We start from the raw sequence: 12,775 nt of genomic DNA on the forward strand, positions 1-12,775 counted from the left end.
ACTTGGAGGGTTTCCTATGAAAAAGAGTTTACTAGTATTAAGCGGTGTGCTTGCTATCAGTGCTGCACTTGCAGGCTGTGGTAATAAAGGCGAAAAACCTGCTGCTGATAGTGGTGCTGCGGGCGGAACGAAAGCTCCTGTTACTATTAAAGTCCAAGGTTGGTATACGGAAGCGCAAGGGAACTGGAATGCCACTGTTGATGCTTACAACAAGTCGCACCCGAACGTAAAAGTCGTATATGAAAGCATGTCCGAAAAAGGCGATTCCCAAGAAGGAATGAAAAAACTTGACCTTCTAGCTGCTTCAGGCGAGCAAATGGACGTTGTGATGTATTCCAGCGCATCTGATTTCGCTCAACGTGTAGGCGCAGGAATTCTGGAGCCGCTTGATGATTACCTGAAAAAAGATAACATTGTTGTAAAAGACGAATACAAGCTTGATCCAGTAGTAAACGGTAAATACTATGCACTGCCAGGTAAAATGATTGAATGGTTCGTTCTTTTGAACAAGGACAAGCTCGATGAAGCTAAGCTTCCTGTTCCAACAGAGTGGACATGGGATCAATATGCAGAGTACGCTAAGAAGTTGACCAAAGGTGAAGGGGCTTCCAAAGCTTACGGATCCTACTTCCATAACTGGAAAGACTACGCGCTGCTTGGTCTGAACAATGACATGGAGAACCCATACTTGGTGAAATCCGATGGTACGCAAAACATCGACAATCCAAAAGTTCGTTACTCCCTTGATCTAAGAAACAAAATGGAGAACGTAGATAAAACATCCGTACCTTACTTTGAAGTTGTATCGCAAAAAATGGCTTACCGTGATGTGTTCTACGGCGGTAAAACAGCTATGCTAGCAACAGGTAACTGGATGGTTGGCGAGCTTTCCCTGAACGCGAAATTCAAAACTGTGTTTGCTCCATATCCGAAATTTGACGCCAAAGATCCAAACGGTCTGACAGAAGTAGGCGCTGACTTCATGGGTGTAGCTGCGAACTCCAAAAATAAACAAGCGGCTTATGATTTCGTGAAATGGTACACAACAGAAGGTATTCAAACACAAGGTCTATTCTTCTCCGCATGGAAAAAAGCTGATGTTGAGAAAAACGTTGATGCGATTTTGAAAAGCGGCAAACCAGATCAAGTTGCTATGATCGATAAAGAGTCCTTGCTTGCTACTTTGAAAGTCAACAAAGCTACGAAACTGGTTGTTCCTCCAACTTACGCGCTGCAACAAGAGAAAGAATACTTAACGCAAGTTGAGCTGTTCTTGACAGGCAAACAAGATCTGGAGAAAACAATTCAAACGGCTAAAACGAAAATTGAAGATATCCGTAAGAGCAACGCGAAGTAAGAAGTAACGAATCGCGCAAGATTATTGCTATAATGAAAAGAGGAGGCCTTGGGCTCCTCTTTTTCCCATTTCCAAAGGTGTATTCGAAAGGCAGGAGAACGCAGTGCCAGGTTGGCTTCGCAGGTTATCTTTACGCAATAAATTGGTGCTGACGATTCTGGTTTGTCTCGTTCTGCCATCCGTTGTATCCATGAACGTCTCCAGCTTGTTTACAAGGGATGCCGTAAGATCACAGGTGACAGATTCCTCACGCGAATCGAATCGGATTGTGAGTCAAATTGTTAATGCCCAGATAAAAAATATGATTTATGTCATGAATTTCATTCAATTTGACGAGGAATTGCAGCCTTCCATTCGGGAATTAGGCAGAGCCAATGAGGGAACTGATAAGGGAGATGTTTTGCAATATAAACAGACGATAGCCAAAAGAATGTCAACGGTTATCGATTCCTTCGGCAATTTGAGTGTGACGGTTTTGCTGCCCAACAAGGAGTATGTCGCATCCTACACGACCTTTGCTTTTAATCCGACAGATTTTATGAAAAAAAGCTGGTTTAGCGCGGTTGAACAAGTATCCGGCTACAATGTATTGTGGATCGGGGCCGAGCCCAATTACAGCGAATTGACGAATCAGCCGTACCTGCTGTCTGCAGCCAAGCCGCTTCGTAAGAACGATGTCACTTATGGATATGTGATTGTGGGCCTGGATCCCCGCTTGCTGCAAGATCTTTTCAATCAGTATCACAATAATGAATCTATGGCGATTGTTGATCAACAGGGACGCATCCTGGTCGATAAAGATTCCTCGACCATCGGTACGATTTTCCCCTATTATGATCAGATTCCCAAAGAGGATGGGTCCTCTTTTGTGAAGGTGGCGGGAGAAGATTATATTCTGCTCAGCAGCCATGTTACGCCTGAGTGGCAGCTTGTTAATATGAGCCCTTATAAAGCAGCAGCACATAAGATTGAGTCTTTTCGGAAAACAGATTTTCTAATTCAGCTATTTTTCTTGATCTTATTTGCCGTTACTTTACTATATATGGTGCGTACGCTCACCAAACCGATTGCGCGGCTTGTCCAAACGGTTGTCCGGATTGAATCCGGTCAACTCGGCGAACGCTCCAACATCAGCGGTGTGGATGAAGTGGGCCGGCTTGGGTATGTGTTTGACCGCATGATTGACCGTATCGAGCTGATGCTCGAGGAAAACCGCCGCGAGCAGGAACTCAAGCGCATGGCGGAGTTAGCGATGCTGCAAGCGCAAATCAATCCGCATTTTCTGTTTAATGTGCTGAATTCCATCCGTTTGAAAATTATGATGAAGGGGGATTCCGAGAACGCGGAATTGATCTCTTCCCTATCGTCGCTCTTGCGGATGACCATTAATCGGAATAACGAATATATCCCGCTGCATGAGGAGATTGAGATCATCGAGCACTATGTTCGACTTCTCAATTCCAGGCACGGGGATCGGGTGAACCTTCGTATTTCGGCAGCTTCCGACACGCTTCTGATTGAGATCCCCCGGTTTCTACTACAACCGCTCATCGAAAATGCCTATATTCATGGGCTAAAAAGCAAACCTGGAGAAATTACAATCGCCTCAAGGATATGTGAGGATGGGCGGCTTCAGCTCGAGGTAAGGGATTCGGGTGTCGGTATGACACCCGAGCGTTTGGAAGAGCTTCGCTCACATCTTGTAACGCTGCCTACGAAGCATCACCATGCTTCCCGAAGTCCATCCTTGTCTGGTATCGGTTTGCAAAATGTATTAGAGCGCCTTCGCATCATCTACGGCCATCGATTCGATTATGAAATAGGAAGCGGGCCAGATCAGGGAACGCAGATTGTCCTGCGCTTTCCGCAGCAGACAGGAAAAGAGGGCTAAGCATGTATACAGTCATGATTGTCGATGATGATTTACCTGTACTTGAATTTTTGAGCTCAGCGATCAAATGGGAAGAACTCGGGTTTCGTTTGGCAGGAGCCTTCGAGAATCCGCTCGATGCCCTGGAAGCTGGACGGCGTTCCAAAACCGATGTGCTGATCAGTGATATCGGCATGCCAGAAATGAATGGCTTAGATTTGATCAGATCGCTCCGTGAGGGGGACCCTCATATCAAGGCGGTCATTCTCTCTTGCCACGATGATTTTCACTTTGCGCAAAAAGCGATGAAACTTTCCGTGAGCGAATATATCCTGAAAGAAACGATGAATATAAGCAACATTTCTGAGGTGCTTGGCAGACTGAAGGAGCAGCTTGATGCCGAGGATCACGTGCTGTCCAAGAGCCGTAAGCTCGAGAGGGAGGCTGCGCTGCACCGCGGCTCGTCCAAGCGCCATTTTATCCGGAGTACGGTCAATGAGCCGTTGTTTGATTCGGTGGAGTGGAGCCAGCAAGCGGAAGGTTTCGGCCTTCGTCTTGGACAGCACGGGGTGCTGCCGGTGTTCGGATATGCCAACCGGGTGAAGGAGGCGAATCAGCGCTTCCAATCCAAGGATTTATTCGATTATACGATTCAAAATATCATTGAAGAGCTGCTCGTTGATCAGAAGGAAATCACATTGTTCACCTATGATACGGGCGAAATTATATTGTTATTCCCGCAATATGGCAGCATGCATGTCAATAACAGTCAGAAAGTCGAGCAGACGCTGCGTCATCTACAAAACTGTTTGCAGCAATATGCGAAGGTGGCATTCTCTTTCATAACAGGAAGTCCAGCCAAGGATGTACGTTCCTTGAAGGAGCAGTTGAAGCGGATGGTAGAAGGGCGGAGCTCACGGTTCTACCTGCCGGAAAGCTCAGTGATGAAGCTGGAGCATGTTCGGGAAGTCTTCGGAGACGGGGGATTGCTGCTTGCAGAGTATGCTCAGACGCTGGATGAGTTCCGAAGCGTGGTGTTCGATGAACGGTCCGATTTAATCGATATGTACGTCTCGAAATGGATTGATTTCATCCAGTACCATCGGTTTCGGCCTATGGAAGTGAAGGAATGGCTGCTGAAGATGATTCTCGATGTGCGTGTGCGGCTCAAATCGCTGCAGCATTACCAGTCGACGTTTTCTTCTGAGCTTTTGCATCATGATGTGCATGAACTATCGTCTGTACGAGAGCTGGAATTGTGGCTGAAGGATTATCTGCAGCAGGCGATTCAGTGGGCTGGGCAGGTGTACCGTGAGTCGCACAACCGTGAGATTCTGGAGTGTCAGCGGTTCGTCTATAATCATTTGCATATGAAAATATCGCTCGAAGACGCTGCGGCGCACCTTCACCTTCATCCGAGTTATTTGAGTCGGCTTTTCAAGAAGGAAACCGGTGAGAATTTCGTGGAGTATGTGACGCGGATGAAGATGGAGAAGGCGAAGGAGCTTCTGGAAATCACGGATAAAACCGTGGAACAAATCTCCGACATGCTCGGCTACGAGAATAAAAATTATTTCGGGAAGCTGTTCAAGGCGCATACCGGGACGGTGCCCAATGCTTTCCGCGGTCAGACCAAGGGGGCTCAGCCTACGTCGTAAGGCGGTGGGAGTGGCAGTAACGATGAAAAACATCGTTACTGCTGCGAGAGGGCCAGCGGAGGTAGCCGCAACGATGAAAAACATCGTTGTAGGCCCGCGAAGCGAGAGAACTGGCGTTTGACATGGCTGTAACGATGAAAAACATCGTTACAGTGGCGAGAGGGCTAGCGGAGGCAGCCGCAACGATGAAAAACATCGTTGCAGGCCGAGCGAAGCGAGAGATCTGGCGTTTGATATGGCTGTAACGATGAAAAACATCGTTACAGTGGCGAGAGGGCCAGCGGAGGCAGCCGCAACGATGAAAAACATCGTTGCAGGCCGCGCGAAGCGAGAGAGCTGTGGTTGATATGGCAGTAACGATGAAAAACATCGTTACTGAGGCGATAGGGCCAGCGGAGGCAGCCGCAACGATGAAAAACATCGTTACAGGCCGCGCGAAGCGAGAGATCTGGCTGAATTGACTGGTTACGTTTATGGCTGCACTTGACGGAAATAAGACATAACACAGAGAAACCTGGCGGTTCCCGCTAGGTTTTTCGTGCATCCGGTCAATGCTTAGTCCCAGTGAAGATGGCGACAGTCCTAACGTTGCTTTCGTGAATATTGTTTCGTGACTGCAGTCTAGTAAGAAACGTCAAAGCCTTTGTCAGCTTACACAAATTTCCTTATGTTTACAAAAAAAATGCACTATCCCTTTTTGAACCATGGTAAAATAAGGGGCGGTACATGGCTTGTCACATAGATGATAAGGGAGGAAATTGTAATGGGTAAGAGAGCGGGATGGAAAGCAAAAGCGATAAAAGCGGTGCTGGCCTTAACGGTAGCGCTACCTCTACAAGTGCTGGCTACAAGCAGCTGGCAGGCGGCAATGGCGGAAGGGCCAAGTGATCCGGCTCCATTCATTGAAGCGAAAGTTGTCAACGAAAATGCAGGGAAGAAGGTACTGTTTGATAACACGCATGAACAAACCGCTGGTGCAGCGGATTGGGTGATCGACGGTGCTTTTTCTGATTTTGGGAACGCGTTAGCGAATAACGGCTACTATGTTAAAGAATTACGTAAAACAACACCCATCACACTTAGTGATTTGAGCGGTTATGACGTTTTTGTCGTAGCTGAGTCTAATGTTCCTTATAAAACGAGCGAGCAGGCGGCTCTTGCGCAGTATGTGCAGGGCGGCGGAAGTATCTTCTTCATTGGAGATCACTACAATGCGGACCGCAACAAGAACCGTTGGGACGGTTCGGAAGTATTCAACGGCTATCGTCGTGGCGCGTGGACGAATCCAGCCAGCGGCATGAGCGCTGAAGAGAGCTCCTCATCAGCTATGCAGGATGTAGCTAGCTCGGACTGGTTAGCAACTGAGTTTGGTTTGCGTTTCCGCTATAACGCTTTAGGTGATATTAATGCGAACCAAATTGTGTCGCCTCAGCAGTCGTTCGGTATTACTACAGGTGTTTCTAGTGTAGCAATGCATGCGGGATCAACGCTAGCGATCATTGATCCGACCAAGGCCAAAGGAATTGCGTACTTACCGCAAACGAATGAGGCTTGGGCAAATGCGGTCGATCAAGGTGTATATAACGGAGGCGGCGTGGCGGAAGGCCCTTTTGTCGCCATAGCCAAGTCAGGCGCAGGTAAAGCCGCATTCATCGGCGACTCCTCACCGGTGGAGGATGCGACACCGAAGTATTTGCGTGAAGATACAGGCGCGAAAAAGACGACTTATGACGGTTTCAAAGAAGTGGACGACGGCGTCCTGCTTGTTAATATGGTGAATTGGCTGGCGAAAAAAGAAAGCTACACGAGCCTGTCGGAAGTAAGCGGCTTGCAGTTGGATCAGCCGACGGCGCTGCTGCCTTTCGAAGCGCCAGCTGCCTCCACGGAGCCACAGCCAGAGCCGTGGGCGGCACCGAATGCCGGCTACAAATGGTACGACCGCAGCACTTTCAAGGCGGGTTCCTATGGCGGCCCTGCGGCGACGGCGAGCGCAGCTTACAGCTTCGTGCATCAAGCAACGCTGCCGAATGCCGTGGATTTCCCACTGCGCGTTGTCGTGGATAACCTTCCTCCGTCTACGACGGTTACGGGGTTCAATGTAGGTATTTATTTAGTTAGCGGTGGCACGCAAATTGCGATGGTTCAGAATGCCGACGGCACATGGCCTACAGCATATGGATATAGTACACAGTTCAGCGTGACCTCGGATATCAATGGTCATGCAACGAAGGATCTGTTGGTTCGTGTTAAGCCTGGAACGACGGCTGCAGCGAATTTGCGCCTGCGTCAAGCTTCTACGAACCTGAAAACCGAAGGCGTTACCCTAGGCAACGTACCTGCTGAGTCTTTACCAGAAGAGCAAAACCCAATCCCAGCGAAGATCGATATCTCCGATGCTCGGAGTAAAGCAGCAGGCACGTTGGTGACTGTGGAAGGGGTCGTGACGACAGAACCGGGTGCTTTTGGCGGTCAGGCATTCTACCTGCAGGATGAAACAGGCGGAATCTACGTGTTCCAAAGTCTGAGCGGCTTTCATCAAGGGGATAAAGTGAAGATTACAGCATCTACGGCTGTATTCAATACAGAGCTGGAGCTAGCGGATCCAGTTGCCATTGAAAAAACAGGCGTTGCAGCACTTCCAGCTCCAATAGCTGCGGCAGCAGTAACGAATGACAATCAAGGACAATTGGTTGAACTTAGCGATGTTACCGTGAGTAATATCATTAGCGCTACGCCGGCAGGATCTTTTGAATTTGATGCGGTCAAAGGTTCAGTGAGCAATCACATCCGTGTTGATGTAAGAACGGGTTTGACACTGAGTTCATTCCCTTACCAAGCGGGACAAACGGTGAACATCAAGGGTGTCGCTGCTATTTTTAAAGGCGTATTCCAATTGAAGCCAAGAGGTTTAAGCGACTTCACAGTTGCAGCCGATACAGCAGCGCCTGTTACGACAGCGAGCTTGTCTGGCTCAGCGAACAGTGAGGACTGGTATAACGAAGATGTGACCGTATCTTTGTCAGCAGTGGATGATACGGCGGGCGCTTTAACAACGAAAATCAGCTTGAACGGCGGTGCTGCGGTTCCTTATGAGGCGCCAGTCGTGATTCAAACGGAAGGCACGAATACGATTGCTTACTCCTCTGCAGACGCGGCAGGGAATGAGGAAGCTGTAAAATCCTTGCAAGTGAAGCTGGATAAAACCGCTCCAGCGGCCGTGTTAACGCAATCTGGTCACGCGGTTGGAGATGTTACGTATGGTGATACATTAACATTTGTATTAGCTAGTACAGATGCACTTTCAGGCGTAGCCGAGCAGACATTGCTATTAGATGGCGCGGTAATCAACAGCGGCCAATCCATTGCAGCAGGCAGCCTAACACCTGGTGCACACACTGTAGGCTACCGTGTTGTTGACGCTGCTGGTAATGCTGCGCAAGCGACTGTGCCGTTTACTGTGAGCGCGAACGTAGTTCTCAGCCAAGCAACGCTTTCGGCTAATGCGATTTCGCTCAAACCGGGTGAAACAACAACGACTCATGTAGCGGGTGTTTTAAGTAACGGGACGGCTGCTGATCTTAGTAGTGCTGTCATTGTTTATAGCACAAATAATGGAGCGGTAGCGACCATTGATGCACAAGGTAAAGTGAGCGCGTTGGCAGAAGGTACTGCGCAGTTAACAGCAGCTGTTACATTAAATGGAACAACAGTGCATACGAGCGCTGTAACGATCACAGTTGTGAAGCCGTTGTCCTTAGGGGCGCCAGGCAAGCCTGTGTTGTCGGACAATAGCGGTCAAGCGACTGGATTGAAAGACGGTAACTACACAGTGACAATGAACATGTGGTGGGGTAATAACGGTTCCGTCTTCAAATTGTACGAAAATGGCGTGCTCATTCAGATGCAATCGCTGACGGACGCATCCCCGGCTGCCCAAACGGCCAAAGTAGAAGTAAAAGGCAAAGCAAATGGCACTTATACGTATACAAGTGAACTGATTAATTCTTTTGGAACAACAACAAGCGCTCCGCTGGTTGTGAAAATTACGGATGCAGGGCCAGGCAAGCCAGTGCTTTCCCAAGACAATTGGGATGGAGATGGCAGCTACAAGGTATCGATGAACATGTGGTGGGGAACGAATGCCACGGAGTATCGTTTGTATGAAAATGGTGTACTGATCGAAACGAAGGCGTTAAACGCAGTTTCGCCTAGCGCTCAAAGTGCGGTGAGTACGATCTCGGGCCGCGCTGTAGGCGTGTACGAATATCGCTGCGAGTTGGTTAATGCGGGCGGCGTTACTTCCAGTGATAAGCTGACTGTGAAAGTGACAAAGTAAGGAGTTATTGAGATCGAGCCTCTAACACCGCTGAGGGTGTTGGGGGCTCTTTTGTTCAGCGGGCCTGATGGGCATTTGCCTGCAGAATTTACATGCAGAAAGTGCAGCAAATTATTGGATTTGCAGGATTGTGAAGAGTAATCATGTAAAAGGTACATCAAATTTGCGCGTTTTAGATATAAAGTGGCTAGAACCGCGAAGTTAACTGTACTTTTTACATGTTGTCTCCTGAAAACGTGCGTATACGCCGATTTACATGAACTTTATGCATGATTTAGCTCGTACGAAGTAGTGGAGGGGTGAATCAATATGAATCTGCTCGTACGAAGTAGTGGATGGATGTCATCAATATGAATCTGCTCGTACAGAGTATCGGGGGGTGACATCTGCTAGTCTAGATAGTCCAAAATCCCGCGAACGAGGCCATATTGAACGATTTTGCCATTTGGGGTGGGGCTGATGGGCTACAGCCAACCTTTTTTGCACAGAGAGTGAAGCATCTTTAAAGCCGTTCTATGGTTGATCTCGAAATGCAATTCAACATCTTTGGGGCGTAGAGGTCTTGCTAACTGATGGAGTAGGCGGATAACCTCTTTTTCAGCCAGATGGGATCGATGAACAGGAGAGGGGGCAGATTGGTAACGGCTGAGCAAGATGCGAAGTAAGGTCATGCATAACTCGGGCCGATGAGCAACGTCATCATAAGCGAACGAGATGACACGGAAGCCAAGTGCGTGGAGGAAGGTTTCGCGGTTTAGTTCTTCGCAGTATCGTTTGCGGTCCATATCTTGCACATGGGGGCCAAAGCCCTTGATTTCCCAAATGAACTTGAGCTCTCCCGGCAGATAGGCGAAGTCGCCAAAGTAAGAGCGTCCTCTCCAGTCCAAAATTTCATACTCTGGATGCAAGTGATCGAAATGTCCGTGCATAGGGAACCACACGTTTTCCAAAAATAGTGTTTCCGCATGCAGATGCCCGCGCTCAAGTCTTCCCTTTCGCTCTCCTGATCTTCGAAGGGCGTGGGAGGCAATGAAAGCTTGATGTTTTTCATAAAAAAATAAAGAATTCATAGCGCAGTCTCCTATTCGTAATCATAAAAAAACGCCCCTGATTCATCGTAAAGGATGAATAGGGACGTTCTTCGTCGCGTTAGGTCTTATTATAGTGGAAAGGCAGAAATTTGGTTATTGGTTCTGCTCGCTACTCTAGTTCAAACATGTGGGCTTACGATTCTCGCGTTGGAATATCAACTTGATGTAACTTGATTCACAGAAGCAAGAAACCTGCTCTTCACACTAGACAAAATCTAAGCACAATGTTAGCTTAATTGAACTACTAAACGAAAGTTGTGATCAAGATGTCTAACCAACTGGCTTCCCAGGCAGGCTTGTCCGCAGGCCGCTACAGCCGATTGTGGATCGTGCTCGTGCTCGGTTCACTGGCGTCCTTCGGGCCGCTCTCGCTGGATATGTACCTGCCGGCGCTGCCGGATCTGGCCAGCGATCTCCATACCAGTACCTCACTCGCACAAATGAGTCTCACCGCCTGTATGCTTGGTCTGTCCATCGGCCAGCTCATCGCAGGGTCTGTAAGCGATGTGCGCGGCAGGCGCGCGCCACTGCTGATCGGATTGATCCTCTATGCGATCTCTTCGATCCTGTGCATGTTCGCGCCATCGATCGGCGTTTTCCTAGGCCTGCGATTCGTGCAAGGCTTGGCGGGCGCGGCAGGGATCGTCATTTCGCGTGCGATCGTTCGTGATATGTACGAAGGCGTGGAGCTGACGAAGTTTATTGCGCTGCTTATGCTGGTTAACGGAGCTGCGCCCATTCTTGCGCCGATCGCAGGAGGGCAGATTCTGCAGTTCACATCATGGCGCGGTGTATTCCTTGTTCTAGGCGCTATTGGCGTGCTCATGCTCCTAGCCGCAACGTGGGGCTTGAAGGAAACGCATCCGCTAGATCGCCGTTCCAAAGGCGGACTCGCCAATACGCTGCGAACATTTCGCGGCCTCCTCACAGACCGCATGTTCATGGGCTATGCGCTAACACAAGGGCTCGTCTTTGCCGGCATGTTTGCCTATATCTCCGGCTCGCCGTTCGTGCTGCAGGAGATTTACGGTGTTTCCCCGCAAATTTTCAGCGTTTGCTTCGCAGTGAACGGGCTTGGCGTCATCATTGCCGGTCAGGTTACTGGCAAGCTCGCAGGCAAAGTAAGCGATCATCACTTGCTGGCCGGAGGGCTTGCTATGGCCGCTTTTGGCGGCTTGCTGCTTCTCGTCGCCGTTCTTATCGGGACAGGGCTTCCAGCTATCCTTGTCGCTTTTTTCTTCATCGTTTCCAGCGTGGGCCCTGTCTCCGTCGCTACTTCTTCACTCGCTCTGCAGAGTCAAGGGAAGACGGCAGGGAGCGCAGCAGCGCTGCTGGGACTGCTTTCTTTTATCATTGGTGGGCTGATTGCTCCACTTGTTGGTCTCGGTGGCAGCCACACCGCAGTTCCGCTAGGCATCATTATTACTGTGATGGAGATAGGGGCAGTTCTCTGTTTCGTAGGGATGACAAGGGGCAGAAAAACAGCGTAAACTTTTTTGCTGAATGAGCGGCAGCTTCTCATTTTTTTCACATTTACCCTTTATACTGAAGCCAAATAGACCAATTCATGAAAAAGGTGGAATTACAGGATGAAGCTTATTCACAGGAAAGTGCTGGTCGGAACGCTCTCAGCAGGACTGCTCATTGGCGGAGGCCTCGTGCTTCAGCATAACCAGGTGTTCGCAGATGAGACGAGCACGGTAACGCCTGCACCTCAGAAGGACAAAGTCAAGGATAACCAGCATAGAGATTTTCGCGGAGGTCTACATAACCAAGGTCACGGGCCTGGCAAAGGTGGTTTTGAATTCGGTCAAGGCGGCGCCTTCGATTTCGCTGCTATTCTTGGGATTGATCAGGCCGTGTTGAAAGATGAGATAAAGCAAGGCAAAACACTGGTGCAAATCGCTCAAGAGAAAGCGAATCTAACAGAAGAGGCATTTCTAGCCAAAGTAACGGAAGCCGAGACTAAGAAAATCGATGACGCACTCGCAGCCGGAAAATTGAAGCAGGAGCAGGCCGACAAAATGAAAGCGGGTCTAGCGGATCGCTTGAAAAAAATAGTGGAGTCGAAGCCGCACGTTATGGATTTCAAAAGCGTACAACCGCGTGGTAGCATGATGCCTGGCGGGATGTTCGGCAATTCCGCTGAAATCGCAGCGATCCTCGGGATTACGGAAGACGAGCTTGCTGCGCAGCGCAAAGCAGGAAAGTCACTTGCTGAAATCGCCCAAGACAAAGGCATCACAGAGGATCAACTGATCGCCAAGCTGAAAGATAATTTAACGGATGAGCTGAAAAGCTTCGTTGAACGCAAAGGCGGAGTGCCTTCGATGAAACCAGGTCAGGGTCATGAAGGTTATAAATTCAAAGGAAAGCCCGGTCATCCAGCAGCGCCAGAACCAACAGCAACTCCACAATAAATGAAGAAGGTTGCCTCTATCGATCTCTGTGACCGATGGGGCA

Annotated in this window: 7 protein-coding genes; 6 read left to right on the forward strand and 1 reads right to left on the reverse strand. The window is 49.1% G+C overall.

Translation table 11 applies throughout. The features are described 5' to 3' along the window. Positions 1-16: 16 nt before the first annotated feature. The 4 genes from AC58VC_RS32235 to AC58VC_RS32250 all read left to right on the forward strand — a co-directional run bounded on the left by AC58VC_RS32235 (position 17) and on the right by AC58VC_RS32250 (position 9,221). The gene (locus tag AC58VC_RS32235; RefSeq protein ID WP_161408122.1) at positions 17-1,357 is read left to right on the forward strand and encodes an ABC transporter substrate-binding protein; all 1,341 of its coding nucleotides are present in this window, start codon (positions 17-19) and stop codon (positions 1,355-1,357) included. A gap of 103 nt (positions 1,358-1,460) precedes the next feature. Beyond that, the gene (locus tag AC58VC_RS32240) at positions 1,461-3,248 is read left to right on the forward strand and encodes a cache domain-containing sensor histidine kinase (protein ID WP_497375053.1); all 1,788 of its coding nucleotides are present in this window, start codon (positions 1,461-1,463) and stop codon (positions 3,246-3,248) included. 2 nt (positions 3,249-3,250) lie between these two features. After that, complete coding sequence (locus AC58VC_RS32245; protein WP_497375055.1) at positions 3,251-4,885, forward strand: helix-turn-helix domain-containing protein; 1,635 nt, start codon at positions 3,251-3,253, stop codon at positions 4,883-4,885. A 763-nt stretch (positions 4,886-5,648) separates the two neighbouring features. Further along, complete coding sequence (locus AC58VC_RS32250) at positions 5,649-9,221, forward strand: OmpL47-type beta-barrel domain-containing protein (protein ID WP_497375057.1); 3,573 nt, start codon at positions 5,649-5,651, stop codon at positions 9,219-9,221. Positions 9,222-9,685: 464 nt separating this feature from the next. On the opposite strand, the gene AC58VC_RS32255 is transcribed toward AC58VC_RS32250, so the two are convergent. After that, positions 9,686-10,291 (reverse strand): hypothetical protein, encoded by a 606-nt coding sequence (locus tag AC58VC_RS32255; RefSeq protein ID WP_497375059.1) that lies wholly within the window; start codon positions 10,289-10,291, stop codon positions 9,686-9,688. 287 nt (positions 10,292-10,578) lie between these two features. On the opposite strand from AC58VC_RS32255, the gene AC58VC_RS32260 reads away from it, so the two are divergent. Beyond that, entirely contained in the window at positions 10,579-11,802 is a 1,224-nt protein-coding gene (locus tag AC58VC_RS32260) for a multidrug effflux MFS transporter (RefSeq protein WP_497375061.1), read from the forward strand. A gap of 99 nt (positions 11,803-11,901) precedes the next feature. Then, complete coding sequence (locus tag AC58VC_RS32265; RefSeq protein ID WP_497375063.1) at positions 11,902-12,732, forward strand: hypothetical protein; 831 nt, start codon at positions 11,902-11,904, stop codon at positions 12,730-12,732. Positions 12,733-12,775: the final 43 nt, after the last annotated feature.

Source organism: Paenibacillus sp. J22R67 (assembly GCF_059692175.1).

Excerpts from the sequence above, each read along its gene's own strand:
- AC58VC_RS32235 (WP_161408122.1), top strand. The coding sequence starts at position 17 with ATGAAAAAGAGTTTACTAGTATTAAGCGGTGTGCTTGCTATCAGTGCT.
- AC58VC_RS32245 (WP_497375055.1), top strand. The coding sequence starts at position 3,251 with ATGTATACAGTCATGATTGTCGATGATGATTTACCTGTACTTGAATTT.
- AC58VC_RS32250 (WP_497375057.1), top strand. The coding sequence starts at position 5,649 with ATGGGTAAGAGAGCGGGATGGAAAGCAAAAGCGATAAAAGCGGTGCTG.
- AC58VC_RS32255 (WP_497375059.1), bottom strand. The coding sequence starts at position 10,291 with ATGAATTCTTTATTTTTTTATGAAAAACATCAAGCTTTCATTGCCTCC.
- AC58VC_RS32260 (WP_497375061.1), top strand. The coding sequence starts at position 10,579 with ATGTCTAACCAACTGGCTTCCCAGGCAGGCTTGTCCGCAGGCCGCTAC.
- AC58VC_RS32265 (WP_497375063.1), top strand. The coding sequence starts at position 11,902 with ATGAAGCTTATTCACAGGAAAGTGCTGGTCGGAACGCTCTCAGCAGGA.